This is a genomic window from Bacillus sp. PS217 (assembly GCF_037963535.1).
In the GTDB taxonomy this organism is placed as follows: Bacteria; Bacillota; Bacilli; order Bacillales; family Bacillaceae; genus Bacillus; species Bacillus subtilis.
The window spans coordinates 1780185-1797272 of record NZ_CP150157.1; the positions used below are offsets into that span (position 1 = coordinate 1780185).

Consider the following 17088-nt stretch of genomic DNA (forward strand, 5'->3'; position numbering starts at 1 on the left):
CGCGTGTAAACTTTATCGCACTTATAAGTAAAGTTTCTAGGCACACCTGCATACAATGGAACAGAAACTTTGTATTTTTATATTTTATTTATAAAAATGCACACTAGACAAATGCCCAGCATAAGATAACACGAAGAAGAACAAGGAGGCATGCCGGAATGTCTGAATACAGGGAAATTATTACGAAGGCAGTAGTAGCGAAAGGCCGAAAATTCACCCAATGCACCAACACCATCTCGCCTGAGAAAAAACCGAGCAGCATTTTGGGTGGTTGGATTATTAACCACAAGTATGACGCTGAAAAAATTGGAAAAACGGTAGAAATTGAAGGGTATTATGATATAAACGTATGGTACTCTTACGCGGACAACACAAAGACAGAGGTTGTCACAGAACGGGTAAAATATGTAGATGTCATTAAACTCAGATACAGAGACAATAATTACTTAGATGATGAGCATGAAGTGATTGCCAAAGTGCTTCAGCAGCCAAACTGCCTTGAAGTGACCATTTCGCCGAATGGAAATAAAATCGTTGTGCAGGCAGAAAGAGAATTTTTGGCGGAAGTGGTAGGGGAAACAAAGGTAGTTGTTGAGGTCAATCCTGACTGGGAAGAGGATGACGAGGAAGATTGGGAAGATGAGCTTGATGAAGAGCTTGAAGACATCAACCCGGAGTTTTTAGTGGGAGATCCTGAAGAATAAAAAAGGGACTAGGGGAGACAGTACCCCCAAGTCTCTTTTTTATATTGATATATCATTCTTTTATCACTTTTTGTTTATGTTATAATGAAGGTTGGAAAATAGAAACGTTGATACATAGTGAGGGATTAAACAATGGCCGGTTATACGCCTATGATACAGCAATATTTAAAAATAAAGGCAGAGCACCAGGATGCCTTTTTATTTTTTCGCCTGGGTGATTTTTACGAAATGTTTTTTGAGGACGCCAAAAAAGCGTCACAAGAGCTGGAAATTACGTTAACGAGCAGAGATGGCGGTGCGGCTGAAAAAATACCGATGTGCGGTGTGCCGTATCATTCTGCTTCCGCGTATATCGAACAGCTTATTAAAAAAGGATACAAAGTGGCGATCTGTGAACAGACGGAAGATCCGAAAGCCGCAAAGGGCGTTGTGAAAAGAGAAGTGGTTCAGCTGATTACGCCCGGAACTGTAATGGACGGCAAAGGCATCCATGAATCGGAAAATAACTTTATCGCATCTGTTTCAGCCTGCTCGAACGGATACGGACTTGCGCTGTCTGATTTAACAACGGGAGAAAATTTGGCTGTTTTGATTGAACGGCTTGAAGACGTCATATCAGAAATTTATTCAGTCGGCGCACGGGAAATCGTGGTTTCAGGAAGCTTGGATGCCGATACAGTGGCACAGCTGAGAGAGCGGTGCGGTGCAACAATTTCAATTGAAGACGGAGAAACAGACGAACACGTAACGATCATTGAGCACTTAAATAATGAAGATATAACAAAAACATTTCTGCGCTTATATACGTATTTGAAAAGAACCCAAAAGCGCAGCCTTGATCATCTTCAGCCCGTGCAGGTGTATGAGCTTGAGGAAGCGATGAAAATTGACTTGTACTCAAAGCGTAATCTGGAGCTGACCGAAACGATTCGTTCGAAAAATAAAAAAGGCTCCCTTTTGTGGCTGCTGGATGAAACAAAAACGGCAATGGGAGGCCGGCTGCTTAAACAGTGGATTGACCGGCCGCTTATCAGAGTCAATCAAATCGAAGAGCGCCAAGAAATGGTGGAAACATTAATGTCCCATTTCTTTGAACGGGAAGATCTGCGTGAACGTTTAAAAGAAGTATATGACTTAGAACGCCTTGCCGGCCGCGTTGCATTCGGAAATGTCAATGCCCGGGATTTGATTCAGCTGAAGGAATCGTTAAAGCAAGTTCCTGGCATCAAACAGCTGGTTGCTTCACTGGCTCATGACAAGGCCAAGGAACGTGCAGAGCGCATTGACCCTTGCGGGGATGTACTTGAACTGCTGGAAGAAGCGCTGTACGAAAACCCTCCTTTATCGGTAAAAGAAGGGAATCTGATTAAAGATGGTTATAATCAAAAGCTTGATGAATATCGTGATGCAAGCAGAAACGGAAAAGACTGGATTGCCCGCCTGGAACAGCAGGAGCGGGAATACACAGGCATTCGTTCTTTAAAGGTTGGCTTTAATAAAGTTTTCGGTTATTACATTGAAGTGACAAAAGCAAATTTGCATTTGCTTGAGGAAGGGCGTTATGAGCGGAAACAGACGTTAACCAATGCAGAGCGCTACATTACACCTGAATTAAAAGAAAAAGAAGCGCTCATTTTAGAGGCGGAAAATAACATCTGTGAGCTGGAGTACGAGCTGTTTACCGAGCTGCGCGAGAAAGTGAAGCAGTATATTCCGCGGCTACAGTTGCTTGCAAAACAGATGAGCGAGCTGGACGCACTGCAATGCTTTGCGACAATCAGTGAAAATCGCCACTACACGAAACCGGAGTTCTCTAAAGATGAAGTCGAAGTGATTGAAGGCAGACACCCGGTTGTTGAAAAAGTCATGGACAGCCAGGAATATGTCCCGAACAACTGTATGATGGGCGATAACAGACAAATGCTTCTCATTACAGGTCCAAACATGTCAGGGAAAAGCACGTATATGAGACAAATCGCGCTCATTTCCATTATGGCGCAAATCGGCTGCTTTGTACCCGCGAAAAAAGCGGTGCTTCCGATTTTTGATCAAATTTTCACACGAATCGGCGCTGCAGATGATTTGATTTCCGGACAAAGTACATTTATGGTAGAAATGCTTGAAGCGAAAAATGCGATTGTCAACGCGACGAAAAACAGCCTCATTCTGTTTGATGAAATCGGGCGGGGAACGTCCACTTATGACGGCATGGCGCTGGCACAGGCGATTATTGAATATGTTCACGATCATATCGGCGCCAAGACGCTGTTCAGCACACACTATCACGAGCTGACCGTTCTTGAGGACAAGCTGCCCCAGCTGAAAAACGTTCATGTTCGCGCTGAAGAATATAACGGAACGGTTGTCTTTCTTCATCAAATCAAAGAAGGTGCCGCTGATAAAAGCTATGGTATCCATGTAGCTCAGCTTGCCGAACTGCCGGGAGATCTGATTGCCCGCGCCCAAGATATTTTAAAAGAGCTTGAACATTCAGGAAACAAACCGGAAGTGCCGGTGCAGAAACCTCAGGTGAAAGAAGAGCCGGCACAGCTGTCCTTTTTTGACGAAGCGGAAAAGCCGGCTGAAACACCAAAGCTTTCAAAAAAAGAAAAGCAAGTGATCGATGCTTTCAAATCACTTAATATACTTGATATGACACCGCTTGAAGCGATGAATGAAATGTACAAGCTGCAAAAGAAATTACATTAAAACGGGGTGATGAATGTGGCAAAAGTCATCCAGCTGTCAGATGAGCTTTCAAATAAAATAGCGGCGGGCGAGGTTGTGGAACGGCCCGCCTCAGTCGTCAAAGAATTGGTGGAAAATGCGATCGACGCTGACAGCACAGTCATTGAAATCGATATTGAGGAAGCAGGCCTTGCATCCATTCGGGTCTTGGATAACGGCGAAGGAATGGAGAATGAAGATTGCAAGCGAGCTTTCCGCCGCCACGCAACGAGTAAAATAAAAGATGAAAATGATTTATTCAGGGTGAGAACGCTCGGTTTCAGGGGAGAAGCCCTGCCGAGTATCGCGTCAGTCTCTCATCTGGAGATTAAAACAAGCACTGGTGAAGGAGCTGGGACGAAGCTCGTCCTCCAAGGAGGAAACATCATTTCCGAATCGCGTTCCTCAAGCAGGAAGGGAACTGAAATTGTCGTTTCCAACCTGTTTTTTAACACACCGGCCCGTTTGAAATATATGAAAACCGTTCATACAGAGCTTGGAAACATTACGGATGTGGTTAACCGTATTGCTCTGGCGCATCCAGAGGTATCGATCCGCCTGCGCCATCATGGGAAAAACCTGCTTCAAACGAACGGAAACGGAGATGTGCGCCATGTACTGGCAGCGATTTACGGCACGGCTGTCGCCAAAAAAATGCTTCCGCTGCATGTGAGCTCCTTGGATTTTGAAGTAAAGGGATATATCGCCCTCCCAGAGATTACACGGGCGTCGAGGAACTATATGTCGTCTGTGGTCAATGGCCGTTACATTAAAAATTTCCCGCTCGTCAAAGCGGTTCATGAAGGCTATCATACGCTTCTGCCGATCGGACGCCATCCGATTACTTTTATAGAAATTACGATGGACCCGATTTTAGTCGATGTCAACGTGCATCCATCGAAGCTTGAGGTCCGGCTCAGCAAGGAAACAGAGCTTCATGACTTAATTCGTGACGGAATTAAAGATGTATTTAAACAGCAGCAGCTGATTCCGAGTGCCCAGCTTCCGAAAAAATCGGCACCTGTTATCAAAAATGAGCAGCAGTTCATAACCTTTGATGAAAAGCCTCCGGAAAGAAAAGTACCGGAAAAAGCGCATGCGCCATCTTATTCACCAATGAAGCTCAGCTCAGTCGTGAAAGAGCCGATTGATGCGGAGGAAGAATTGCCTCCTCTCCAATTTGATGCTCCTCCTATCGTTGATCAGGAACAAACCCTTGAGGTGTCCGATGTTTCAGAAGAACTGCCTGAAACATTTGAGCAGGAATGCCATGAGGAACAGCAGCAGCCAGCGTCTGAGCGGGTTCCGATTATGTACCCGATCGGCCAGATGCACGGGACTTATATATTGGCACAAAACGAAAACGGCCTGTATATTATCGACCAGCACGCCGCCCAAGAACGTATTAAATATGAGTACTTTCGTGAAAAGGTGGGGGAGGTTGAGCCTGAGGTGCAGGATATGATTGTACCGCTGACGTTCCACTACTCCACAAATGAGGCTTTGATTATTGAACAGCACAAACAAGAGCTCGAAAGCGTCGGTGTCTTTTTAGAGTCATTCGGCTCTAACAGTTACATCGTCCGCTGCCACCCGGCCTGGTTTCCAAAGGGAGAAGAAGCAGAGCTCATAGAAGAAATCATTCAGCAGGTGCTCGACTCCAAAAATATAGATATTAAAAAACTTCGCGAGGAAGCGGCGATTATGATGAGCTGCAAAGGCTCCATCAAAGCAAATCGCCACCTCAGAAACGACGAAATCAAAGCGCTTCTGGACGACCTCCGAAGCACATCAGACCCATTTACATGCCCGCACGGCCGCCCGATCATCATACACCATTCCACTTATGAGATGGAAAAGATGTTCAAACGCGTGATGTAGCGGGGGTGGTAGGCATTGATCCATTCTCTGAATGGATCAATGCTTTTTTTGTACTCCTTCGAGTGTCAGATTATAAGAAACGGTTGTAAACGTGTGAGCAGTGTTAACGCATTATACTTCATGGTTCCTCTGTATAACAAAATTTACATTTACAGGAAATTAGGATTAATGTATATTTTGGGTGAGGGGGTGGAAACATATGGCATGTGGTCCGAAGATCATTATCTTTTTGGATGAACTTGATGATCCAAATTTGAGAATCATTTTAGAATGCAGAATTTAAATTACAACATTGTGTTTTGCTCCCTGTTCGTGTGAACAGGGAGTTTTTTTCGTTTATATAACTGGTGGTGTCCAAATATAAGGTGTTATGAATTCTCCATATCTGCCATCGGCATTTTAAGCTGCTTCTCTATTAGGCTGGTTATCAAAAGCAAGTTCAATGAAAGCCATGAAAGCTGATATCACAACAAGCAAGACATCTGGAATATAAATAGACTGCATAAAGTAATCTGCAAAACAGATCGTTATAAGATTGCTGATAAAATACAGTATAAAAGCAAAAAGTGCAGTCTTTTTCAATGAAAGTGATTTTGCCAAAATGATAGAGATAATCTTTGTGAGTGGGTCTATGATTAATCCTACAGCAAAGCAGGCTAAAATAAATAAAGCTAATGTTTGATTGGAAGCGTATGTGATGCCAAGTATGGAGAATAAGCCTTTCATCCCGAAGAAAAAGCCGCCGAAGATGACTGCAAGCGCAATGGCCGCGATAAAAATGATAGATACAATTCCGATTAATTTTGATCTCAGGTTAAAATCTTTAGAGTGCTCGTTCTGTTCTTTATGGTTCAAGTATGACACTCCCTTCCCCTGCTTACTCATACAAACAGCACCCTTGAATCAGCCCAAAATATCTATAAGTCTGTTTTCTGACGAAAATAGTATAGCATATTTTAACAAAACCAAAAAAGGCCCTTTCCACTGGGGAAGGGCCTTTTTCATCATGTTAACTCCTGAGATTCGCCGAAGCTTTCTCTTTTTTTGGCCAAATAAAATAGCTGGCTGTAATGAGAAAGTCAATTCCTATAATGACAGTCCACAGTTTAAGAATGCCGCTCAATGCTTCGGTTCGGGCAGAGTCATTGATAAAATAGATCATCCCTGCCAATAGTCCCGCACCAATTAAGTAGGCCAGCACATGTCTTAGCCAGCCTTTCGCACCGTGCTTGGCATGGTCCATTCCAAAACGTTTCAGCGGTTTTGTTCCTTTTTTTGTCACATAATATTGAAACTTTTCATCTGCCCATTGAATCATTTGTTTCCCATAAGCGATCGATATACCGATGTAAACAGCTGCAATCCCATGGGCTGCGGTCGCTGAGGCTCCGCGGTAAAGGTCCACACCAGTTGCCGCTAACAAAATCAAATCGATAACTGGAGTTAAGGCAAGGAATAGCAGTCCTAATGTATGTCGTTTGAATACGTAACGTACAGCAAGCCCCAAAACAATGACAACCCAAAACGCAATTTCACAGAAAACAATCATCCATGCGATACCGTTCAATCCATTTCCCTCTTTTCAATACAGTTGTATTATTTAAATAATATGTTACCATCTTTGTTTTTGTAACACAACTGTATTATAAAATTGCCCTCTCATTTTTTTCTTGTTACAATAAAGCTATGCCAAAACAAATTGACCATGAGAAAAGAAGAAAACAAATTGCAGAAGCAACGTGGCGCGTCATTTTAGAACGAGGGATGGAGGGAGCATCAGCCAGAAATATTGCAAAGGAAGCAGGATTGTCATTAGGTGCGCTGCGCCATTATTTCTCTACACAGGATGAATTGCTTGCTTTTGCAATGAAACTTGTCCAAGAAAAGGTGACGGACCGAATTAAGGACATTGCAGTGAGGGATTTGCTCCCTAAGGAAAAAGTGTTGCAAATTTTGCTTGAAATGGTCCCGACGAATGAAGAAACGATTAGAGAGATGGAGGTTTGGTTTGCTTTTACTGCTTACGCCAGACATAAAAAGGATATGTTTGATGCGAATCATGACGGGATTTTCAGCGGCATGCGGAATCTGATTGCCTATTTAGATGAATCCGATTTACTGAAGCCGAATGCTGATAAAGACATTGAAGCTGAGAGACTTTACGCGCTTGTTGACGGCTTGGCTTTACATGCCATGCTTGACCCTGTGCGCGTGAATAAAGACCGAATCAAGCGGGTCATTATGCAGCATGTAGAGTCAATTTGCGTGGAAGATACACGTGAGACACAAAAACGACATCCTTAAGGCACTAGTGCGAAAAGCGATTCTTGTTGGGCATGCGTCCAAAAGAGTCGCTTTTTTATTTTCAAAGAACAAGGATCTCTGAAAAAAATGGAAAACAATCATGCTGTTTGGTAAAGTGGAATGAAAGACGGACTGAGGGGTGAACACTGGTCCATCGTTTAAGAACTTTACATGATAGGGATGGTATAAATGAATCTTACTTACAAGGTGCATCCAATTAAAACAAGGTATCAGGGCTGGACGAATTATTGCTATATCATTGAAGATATTGTAAGCAGATCTGCAATTGTTGTTGATCCCTCATGGGAATTGAGTAAGATAACCACTACACTTTCTGAACTCGAAGCGGAATTAAAGGCAGTCGCATTGACACACTCTCATTATGATCATGTAAATTTGGTAGACCCGCTGACGAAGATGTTTAACGCTCAAGTTTATATGTCAAAAAAAGAAATTGATTATTATCAATTCCGATGCAGAAATTTAATTAGCCTAGATGATCATCAGACAATCAGCATAGGAAACACAAGAGCACAATGCCTTCTCACACCGGGGCATACAGCCGGCGGAATGTGTTATTTGTTTTCTGAGAGTATTTTTACCGGAGATACGGTGTTTACAGAAGGGTGCGGCATATGTGAGGATGATGGCAGCTCTGCGGAAGAGATGTTTGATAGTATTCAAAGAATAAAGTCGGAGGTTTCACCCCATGTACGGGTGTATCCTGGTCACTCATTTGGCAAATCGCCCGGCCATTCGATAAAGGATCTTTATCAGCATAATATTTACTTTCAAATTGATAAAAAAGAATATTTTGTGAAATTTCGCACTCGTAAAAACCAAAAAGGTATTTTTGATTTTAAATAATCCTTCTGAATCTATTATCCTATTTTTCTTCGAATATCTAAATGATTTTTATTTTCGAAAATGATTACATAGAAGGTGTTATTTATTTTGAAAACTCATTTGAAAGAAAATGAAGCGCATTATCATGATATGGCGCCCTATACGTGATCTGGGTCTTTTTTCTTATGTTCTGTTATATCTCCTGATCCTTTATTCCTCAATGGAAAAAAGCAGAAAAACAATCGAGCAAACTGTAGGAAAAATTAACTTGACGGATAATATTTACAGAGGTTACCATCAACATGAACATGCTACTATTTATCCGGTCATCACTATTATAAAATCATACAGAAGTGAAATACATCTACTAATCGGAAGGGTGGCTTTGAGAGAATGATCACATATGTTTTTCCAGGTCAGGGTTCACAAAAACAGGGAATGGGCGGCGGCCTATTCGATGAATTTAAAGAACTGACGGATCAGGCAGATGAGATCTTAGGATATTCTATCAAACGTCTTTGCCTGGAAAATCCTTATTCCAATTTAAACAAAACGCAATTTACTCAGCCGGCATTATATGTGGTAAACGCACTAAGCTATCTGAAAAAAATCAAGGATGAAGAAGTGAAACCTGACTTTGTCGCCGGGCACAGCTTGGGTGAATACAATGCGTTATTTGCAGCTGAAGTCTTTGATTTTGAGACAGGTTTACAGCTTGTCAGAAAAAGAGGCGAGCTGATGAGTCTGATAAGCAACGGCGGTATGGCAGCTGTTATGGGACTAAATGAAGAGCAGGTTGCAAAGGCTCTGAAAGAATATCATTTACATGATGTTGATATCGCTAATGTGAATGCCCCATATCAAATTGTAATTTCAGGAAAAAAAGATGAGATTGAAAAAGCCGCATCTCTTTTTGAAACGATGACTGAAGTTACAATGGTACTCCCCTTAAACGTAAGCGGCGCGTTTCATTCCAGATACATGAATAAGGCAAAAGAAGAATTTGAGGAGTTCCTTCATGCCTTTTATTTTTCGCCTCCGTCTATCCCAGTTATTTCTAATGTGTATGCCAAACCGTATACATACGAATTCATGAAACAGACGCTGGCTGATCAAATTAATCATTCAGTGAAATGGACTGACAGTATAAGCTACTTAATGAAAAAAGGCCATATGGAGTTTGAGGAGGTAGGGCCTGGAAATGTTTTAACTGGGTTAATTCATCGCATAAAGAAAGATGCGGAAGCAATGCCCAGCTAAAGCATTTGCCCCTATGGCCATGTATCTCATCAATCAGGTCTAAACACAGATTTCCTTTCATTTAAGGTATAAAGTTTTAAAGATTCAATCGTTCGATTGACACTGTTTCTAATTGAATAACTTTATATACTGTTACATAAAGAGGCTGATAAATTAAGTTAGACATTTGAACTATGTCAGCCGGTCTGTCAAACCATCGCTCCCACATCTAGATGGTCCATTTTTTAACCGCACCCACCAATCATAGAGTCGATGTTCTTTGCTGATCCTGTTATCATGTTACATCAATTTTGAGATATCAACATACATCTACGATCACGTCATAAATGAACCGCATCCAGAGCACCAATAGCAATCCTTCCAAGTTGAATCTCCTTTACTTTTTCACATATGTCTTTTCCGTTTATTAATTTCATTTCAATCGCTGCTATGTGCTTTAACAACATGCATGGAAATGAGAAATCCAATAGCCGTCATAAATATAAAAAAAGAAGGTTATACACATGAATGAACCGCTTGTTTTTATGTTTTCCGGGCAAGGTTCCCAATACTATCACATGGGGAAAGAACTATTTAAGGAAAATACCGTGTTTCGCCAATCAATGCTTGAAATGGATGCCATTGCAGCACGGCGAATCGGCACATCCATTGTTGAAGAAATCTACCATCCAGGTAAACGTGTGTCAGATCCGTTTGACAGTATTCTTTTTTCCCACCCCGCCATTTTTATGATTGAGTATTCCTTATATAAGGTTTTGGAAGACAGGGGAATTTATCCTGATTACGTATTGGGATCAAGTCTGGGAGAATTCGCAGCAGCGGCAGTTTCTGGTGTGTCAGACGCAGAGGATATACTGGATTGCATACTTGAACAGGCTATTATCATCCAAAATTCCTGCGATAAAGGAAAAATGATGGCCATTCTGGACAAACCGCAATTGCTGAATGATTATCCGCAACTGTTTGGAAATAGTGAACTCATTTCTATCAATTATGATTCGCACTTCGTCATTTCTGGTGAAGAAGATCATATAAGGAAGATTATGGAGGATTTAAAGGAGAAGCAGATTCTTTGCCAGCTGCTTCCTGTGTCCTATGCCTTTCATTCTTCGCTTATTGATCCGGCAGAGAGTGCCTATGCAGAATTTTTAAGATCAAAATCTTTTCAAAAACCGTCAATACCGATTGTATCGAGCTTAACGGGAAGCTGCCTTCACGTAATGGACGAGAATTTCTTTTGGAATGCGGTCAGAAAGCCAATGATGTTTCGTGAAGCGATTCGATATTTGGAAAGCCAGCATACATGCAAGTTTATCGATTTAGGGCCATCCGGCACCTTAGCTGCTTTTGTGAAACAGCTGATTCCGGGTGATTCAGCTGACCGTTGCTGCTCAATCATAACACCATTTCATCAGGAGCTGAAAAATCTGAATACGGTTGAGTATTTCCGTACACCAGAAAGGAAGTTTACAAGATGATTACATATGTCTTTCCAGGGCAAGGCTCCCAGCAAAAGGGGATGGGACAAGGGCTATTTGAACAGTATCAGCATTTGACAGATCAAGCAGATCAAATATTGGGCTATTCAATAGAGAAGCTATGTACCGAAAAATCATATCTGGATGTAAATCATACTGAATACACGCAGCCGGCTTTGTATGTTGTTAATGCACTCAGTTACTTGAAGAGAGTGGAGGAGACCGGCAGAAAACCTGATTTTGCGGCAGGACACAGCTTAGGAGAATACAATGCGCTGATGGCAGCCGGTGCCTTTGATTTTGAAACCGGATTAAGGCTCGTCAAAAAAAGAGGAGAATTGATGGGACGAATTACAGGGGGCGGAATGGCTGCTGTGATCGGCCTGAGTAAGGAACAAGTTACAGCCGTTTTAGAAGAGCACCGTCTTTATGACATTGATGTGGCAAATGAAAATACGCCCCGGCAAATTGTGATTTCTGGCCCGAAAAACGAGATTGAAAAAGCTCGGGCTGTTTTTGAAAACACCAAGGAAGTAAAGCTGTTTCATCCATTAAATGTGAGCGGAGCTTTTCATTCCAGATATATGAATGAAGCCAAACAGGTATTTAAGCAATATATTGACTCATTCCAGTTTGCACCTTTGGCGATCCCGGTTATCTCCAATGTCTACGCAGAGCCATACCATCAAGACAGATTAAAAGATACATTATCTGAACAAATGGACAACACAGTGAAATGGACGGACAGCATTCGTTTTCTGATGGGAAGAGGAGAAATGGAGTTTGCAGAGATTGGGCCTGGAACTGTTTTAACCGGTCTCATTCATCGGATTAAAAATGAAGCTGAACCATTGACATATATACCGAAAAAGAACCCCGCGATCAGTGCGCATCTAAAGGAGCAACGCAATGTTCAAGCTGGGATTACGGCAGAATCTTTAGGAAGTGCTGAATTTAAACAAGATTATCATCTTACATATGCTTATCTTGCAGGAGGAATGTACCGCGGCATTGCTTCGAAAGAAATGGTAGTAAAGCTGTCAAGAGCGGGAATGATGGGGTTCTTTGGCACAGGAGGTCTGAGCCTGAAAGAGGTTGAAGATGCGATCCATGCTATACAAGGTGAATTAGGGAAAGGACAAGCCTACGGCATCAATCTGGTCCACAATATGAAACATACTGAATCAGAAGAAAAAATGATCGATCTTTTATTGAGGAATCAAGTGAGCATAGTGGAGGCTTCAGCATTTTTAAGTGTCACTCTCGCATTAGTAAGGTACCGCGCAAAAGGAGTGAAACGAAATCAAAATGGTGACGTTATATGCTCAAATCGTCTCATAGCAAAAATATCACGGCCGGAAGTTGCAGAATCATTTCTGAGTCCTGCGCCTGAGAATATGCTGCAAAAGCTTTTAGGAGAAAATAAAATCACTATGAACGAAGCTGAGTTGTTGCGGTGCATTCCGATGGCTGACGATATTTGTGTAGAAGCTGATTCAGGCGGTCATACAGATGGCGGTGTAGCATACAGCCTGATGCCGGCGATGACATCTTTAAGAGATGAAATGATGAAAAAATATCAATACCGGAAAAAAATAAGAGTTGGTGCAGCTGGAGGAATTGGAACACCTGAGGCAGCGATGGCGGCTTTTATGCTAGGGGCTGATTTTATTCTAACAGGCTCAATCAATCAATGTACGGTTGAGGCGGCAACAAGTGATAAAGTAAAGGATTTGCTTCAGCAGATGAATGTACAAGATACAGCCTATGCGCCTGCAGGTGATATGTTTGAATCGGGCAGTAAAGTGCAGGTGCTAAAGAAAGGCGTGTTCTTTCCCGCACGGGCAAACAAGTTATATGAACTGTACCAGCGGTATGGGTCTATACGTGAGCTGGATGCAAAGATGCTGGCCCAGCTTGAGGAGAAATACTTTAAACGCAGTATAGAAGACATATATAAAGATATTGCATTGCATTATCCCGCGGCAGACATTGAGAAGGCTGAACAAAACCCGAAGCATAAAATGGCTTTGATTTTCCGATGGTACTTCAGATACAGCTCAAAATTGGCAATCAGCGGAAGCGAACATTCGAAGGTCGATTATCAAATTCACTGCGGTCCCGCGCTGGGAGCCTTTAATCAATGGGTTAAAGGGTCGCAATTAGAAAATTGGCGAAACCGCCATGTGGATGAAATCGGGAAAAAATTAATGACAGAAACGGCAGTATTGCTTCATGAACGGATGCAATCGATGTATCAGCCGTCGCATGAAACAGACAACATAAAAATAAAAGTTTGAATATTATGAAAATATACCTATAAAAATCATTAAAATAATCCCTTGAAGGAGAGAGCGCATTATGGATAAACAGAGAATCTTTGAAGTACTAATCACCAATATTTGCGAGGTGCTTCCTGAATTAGACGGACACAGATTTGAGCCTGAAGATCAGTTAGTTGAATTAGGAGCTGACTCTGTAGACAGAGCTGAAATTATCACGATGGTGCTAGAGGATTTATCGTTAAAAATCCCTCGCATTGAGCTATCCGGGGTGAAAAACATCGGTGAATTAGCTGAGGTGCTTTATGACAAAGTGCAATCTGCCTGAGGTAGTGGTGACCGGTGTAGGCGTCACGGCCTCTATCGGTCAAGGGAAAGAGGACTTTGCTTCCTCACTGCTGTCCGGCAAACATGCCTTTGATGTCATGAAGCGTTCAGGCAGACAAAAAGACAGCCGGTTTATCGGAGCCGAAATTGCGTCATTGTCTTATCCTGACCGACTCTCTAAAAAAATGTTGCGAAAAGCATCATTCTCCAGCCGCGCTGCATTGGTAACTCTCACAGAGGCTTGGGAGGAGGCTGAATTGGACGATGCAGATTCCTCACGTATCGGACTGGTTGTTGGCGGATCAAATTTTCAACAGAGAGAAAACTTTGAAGTTTATGAAAGGTATCAAGACCGCTCCGGTTTTATTTCTCCGGCGTATGGTCTGTCTTTCATGGACAGCGATCTTTGCGGGATATGTACAGATCAGTTTGGCATCACGGGATTAGCATATACGGTGGGAGGAGCCTCGGCCAGCGGCCAGTTAGCAGTCATTCATGCGATTCAGCAAGTCCTGTCAGGCGAAGTTGATACTTGCATAGCACTTGGTGCTTTAATGGATCTTTCTTATATGGAATGCGAGGCGCTAAGGGCTTTAGGCGCTATGGGGACGGACAAATATGCTGATGAACCTGAAAAAGCGTGCCGTCCCTTCGATCAAAACAGAGACGGGTTTATCTATGGAGAATCGTGCGGTGCATTGGTAATAGAACGAAAGGAGACGGCTTTACGAAGAGGTCTCAAACCTTATGCAGAATTGTCTGGCTGGTCAATCAAACTGGACGGAAACCGGAATCCTGATCCTTCATTAGAAGGAGAGATTCATGTCATCCAGCAGGCACTGGAGCGTGCCAGGCTTTTACCAGAAGATATTGATTATATTAATCCTCATGGAACAGGCTCTTTTATTGGAGATGAAATAGAATTAAAGGCGCTCCGTGCATGCCGGCTTTCCCATGCTTATATCAATGCAACAAAATCGATAACCGGACACGGGCTTAGTGCGGCGGGCATCGTAGAGATTATTTCTGTTTTGCTGCAAATGAAAAAATCTGCCCTGCATCCGAGCCGGAATTTGGATCATCCAATCGATGATTCCTTTCACTGGGTAAATGAGAAATCGATTTCATACCGCATCAAAAATGCGCTGAGCTTAAGCATGGGGTTTGGCGGAATGAACACCGCGGTTTGTATACAAAACATTGAGAAATGTGGAGGCGAATCATAAATGGTTTCAGCCGGAATAGAAGCGATGAATGTCTTTGGCGGAACGGCATACCTTGATGTCATGGAGCTGGCCCAATACAGACACTTAGATACTGCGAGATTTGAAAACTTATTAATGAAAGAAAAAGCGGTAGCACTGCCTTATGAAGATCCCGTGACCTTCGGAGTCAATGCAGCTAAGCCGATTATTGATGCTTTATCTGAAGCAGAGAAGGATCGGATTGAATTGCTGATCACTTGCTCTGAATCCGGGATCGACTTTGGGAAATCGTTAAGTACATATATCCATGAATATTTAGGTCTCAACCGCAACTGCCGTTTGTTTGAGGTTAAACAGGCGTGTTATTCAGGGACAGCGGGATTTCAGATGGCGGTGAATTTTATATTATCCCAGACTTCTCCGGGTGCCAAAGCACTGGTTATCGCCAGTGATATTTCACGTTTTTTAATCGCTGAGGGCGGAGACGCTTTAAGCGAAGATTGGTCTTATGCGGAACCGAGCGCCGGAGCGGGAGCGGTGGCCGTTTTAGTTGGCGAAAATCCCGAGGTGTTTCAAATAGATCCCGGAGCAAATGGTTATTACGGCTATGAAGTGATGGACACGTGCCGCCCCATTCCCGACAGTGAAGCGGGAGATTCTGATCTGTCTTTAATGTCATATTTGGATTGCTGCGAACAGACCTTTCTGGAATATCAAAAGCGTGTACCGGGTGCCAATTATCAGGACACGTTTCAATATCTTGCTTACCATACGCCCTTTGGCGGGATGGTGAAAGGTGCGCACCGGACAATGATGCGTAAGGTGGCGAAGGTGAAAACATCCGGGATTGAGACGGATTTTTTAACTCGGGTAAAACCAGGTTTAAACTACTGTCAACGGGTTGGAAATATTATGGGGGCAGCCTTGTTTCTGGCATTGGCCAGCACGATAGACCAAGGGAGATTTGATACGCCTAAACGAATTGGCTGTTTTTCCTACGGATCCGGCTGCTGTTCTGAATTTTACAGCGGAATTACAACTCCGCAAGGCCAGGAGCGTCAGCGAACATTTGGTATTGAGAAGCATTTGGATCGCCGGTATCAGCTCTCCATGGAAGAGTATGAGCTATTGTTTAAGGGGAGCGGGATGGTGCGGTTTGGGACGCGCAATGTAAAGCTGGACTTTGAGATGATACCGGGCATCATGCAGTCCACTCAAGAGAAGCCGCGCTTGTTTTTAGAAGAAATTTCTGAGTTTCATCGGAAGTACAGGTGGATCTCGTGACCTATCAAACGATAAAGGTCCGCTTTCAAGCGTCGGTTTGCTATATTACCTTTCACCGTCCTGAAGCGAATAATACGATTAATGACACGCTGATAGAAGAATGCTTGCAAGTGTTAAACCAATGTGAAACATCAACGGTGACGGTTGTCGTTTTAGAGGGGCTTCCCGAGGTGTTTTGTTTCGGAGCGGATTTTCAAGAAATCTATCAGGAAATGAAAAGGGGCAGAAAACAGGCAAGCTCCCAAGAGCCTCTCTATGATTTGTGGCTGAAATTGCAGACCGGCCCTTATGTCACGATTTCGCATGTCAGGGGAAAAGTGAATGCCGGCGGTCTAGGATTTGTATCTGCCACAGATATTGCCATTGCTGATCAGACGGCGTCATTCAGTCTCTCTGAGCTGCTATTCGGCCTGTACCCTGCTTGTGTTTTACCGTTTCTGATTCGCCGTATCGGCCGGCAGAAAGCGCATTATATGACGCTTATGACAAAGCCGATTTCCGTTCAGGAAGCCAGTGAATGGGGGTTAATAGATGCTTTTGATGCTGAAAGTGACGTGCTGCTGAGAAAGCATTTATTGCGTTTGCGGAGGCTGAATAAAAAAGGAATCGCACATTATAAACAGTTTATGAGCTCACTTGATCATCAAGTCAGTCGTGCGAAAGCTACCGCTTTAACTGCAAATCAAAACATGTTTTCTGATCCTCAAAACCAAATGGGAATCATCAGGTATGTTGAAACAGGACAATTTCCATGGGAGGATCAGTAACCGTTTCAATCAGAACCGTTAGG

The 17088-nt window shown here is 42.9% G+C and carries 15 protein-coding genes; 13 read left to right on the plus strand and 2 right to left on the minus strand.

What is annotated here, in order from left to right:
* Positions 1–158 precede the first annotated feature (158 nt).
* From cotE to mutL, 3 genes are all read left to right on the plus strand, one after another.
* Positions 159–704, plus strand: a complete 546-nt coding sequence (gene cotE / locus NSQ83_RS09325; RefSeq protein WP_003231833.1) for an outer spore coat protein CotE — start codon at positions 159–161, stop codon at positions 702–704.
* A gap of 132 nt (positions 705–836) precedes the next feature.
* Positions 837–3413, plus strand: a complete 2577-nt coding sequence (gene mutS, locus NSQ83_RS09330; protein WP_029726481.1) for a DNA mismatch repair protein MutS — start codon at positions 837–839, stop codon at positions 3411–3413.
* Positions 3414–3428: 15 nt separating this feature from the next.
* Positions 3429–5312 (plus strand): DNA mismatch repair endonuclease MutL, encoded by a 1884-nt coding sequence (gene mutL / locus NSQ83_RS09335; protein ID WP_198878787.1) that lies wholly within the window; start codon positions 3429–3431, stop codon positions 5310–5312.
* Positions 5313–5711: 399 nt separating this feature from the next.
* On the opposite strand, the gene NSQ83_RS09340 is transcribed toward mutL, so the two are convergent.
* Both NSQ83_RS09340 and NSQ83_RS09345 read right to left on the minus strand, forming a co-directional pair.
* Positions 5712–6167, minus strand: coding sequence for a regulatory YrvL family protein (locus NSQ83_RS09340; protein ID WP_198878788.1), 456 nt, complete (start codon positions 6165–6167; stop codon positions 5712–5714).
* Between the two features lie 154 nt (positions 6168–6321).
* On the minus strand, positions 6322–6879 hold the full coding sequence (locus tag NSQ83_RS09345; RefSeq protein WP_086343851.1) for a hypothetical protein: 558 nt from the start codon (positions 6877–6879) through the stop codon (positions 6322–6324).
* Between the two features lie 119 nt (positions 6880–6998).
* Between NSQ83_RS09345 and NSQ83_RS09350 the strand changes: the two genes are divergently transcribed.
* The 10 genes from NSQ83_RS09350 (at position 6999) to NSQ83_RS09395 (ending at position 17065) form a co-directional block, all read left to right on the plus strand.
* Entirely contained in the window at positions 6999–7616 is a 618-nt protein-coding gene (locus NSQ83_RS09350; protein WP_029317807.1) for a TetR/AcrR family transcriptional regulator, read from the plus strand.
* Between the two features lie 189 nt (positions 7617–7805).
* Positions 7806–8483 (plus strand): MBL fold metallo-hydrolase, encoded by a 678-nt coding sequence (locus tag NSQ83_RS09355; RefSeq protein WP_003231824.1) that lies wholly within the window; start codon positions 7806–7808, stop codon positions 8481–8483.
* A 109-nt stretch (positions 8484–8592) separates the two neighbouring features.
* A complete protein-coding gene (locus tag NSQ83_RS09360) occupies positions 8593–8859 on the plus strand; it encodes a hypothetical protein (protein WP_120028100.1) in 267 nt (88 codons plus the stop codon).
* Positions 8856–9722, plus strand: coding sequence for an ACP S-malonyltransferase (gene fabD, locus NSQ83_RS09365; RefSeq protein WP_339239178.1), 867 nt, complete (start codon positions 8856–8858; stop codon positions 9720–9722). The genes NSQ83_RS09360 and fabD (NSQ83_RS09365) overlap by 4 nt, the downstream gene beginning before the upstream one ends.
* Positions 9723–10225: 503 nt before the next feature.
* A complete protein-coding gene (locus NSQ83_RS09370) occupies positions 10226–11200 on the plus strand; it encodes an acyltransferase domain-containing protein (RefSeq protein WP_038428989.1) in 975 nt (324 codons plus the stop codon).
* Complete coding sequence (gene fabD, locus NSQ83_RS09375) at positions 11197–13500, plus strand: ACP S-malonyltransferase (RefSeq protein ID WP_160221595.1); 2304 nt, start codon at positions 11197–11199, stop codon at positions 13498–13500. Before NSQ83_RS09370 ends, fabD (NSQ83_RS09375) begins: the two co-directional genes overlap by 4 nt.
* A 61-nt stretch (positions 13501–13561) precedes the next feature.
* The gene (locus NSQ83_RS09380) at positions 13562–13810 is read left to right on the plus strand and encodes an acyl carrier protein (protein WP_003231809.1); all 249 of its coding nucleotides are present in this window, start codon (positions 13562–13564) and stop codon (positions 13808–13810) included.
* The gene (pksF, locus tag NSQ83_RS09385) at positions 13788–15035 is read left to right on the plus strand and encodes a beta-ketoacyl synthase N-terminal-like domain-containing protein (protein ID WP_204551497.1); all 1248 of its coding nucleotides are present in this window, start codon (positions 13788–13790) and stop codon (positions 15033–15035) included. Before NSQ83_RS09380 ends, pksF begins: the two co-directional genes overlap by 23 nt.
* Complete coding sequence (gene pksG, locus NSQ83_RS09390) at positions 15036–16298, plus strand: polyketide biosynthesis 3-hydroxy-3-methylglutaryl-ACP synthase PksG (protein WP_204551498.1); 1263 nt, start codon at positions 15036–15038, stop codon at positions 16296–16298. It begins immediately after the preceding gene.
* On the plus strand, positions 16286–17065 hold the full coding sequence (locus tag NSQ83_RS09395; RefSeq protein WP_128740340.1) for an enoyl-CoA hydratase/isomerase: 780 nt from the start codon (positions 16286–16288) through the stop codon (positions 17063–17065). The genes pksG and NSQ83_RS09395 overlap by 13 nt, the downstream gene beginning before the upstream one ends.
* Positions 17066–17088 lie beyond the last annotated feature (23 nt).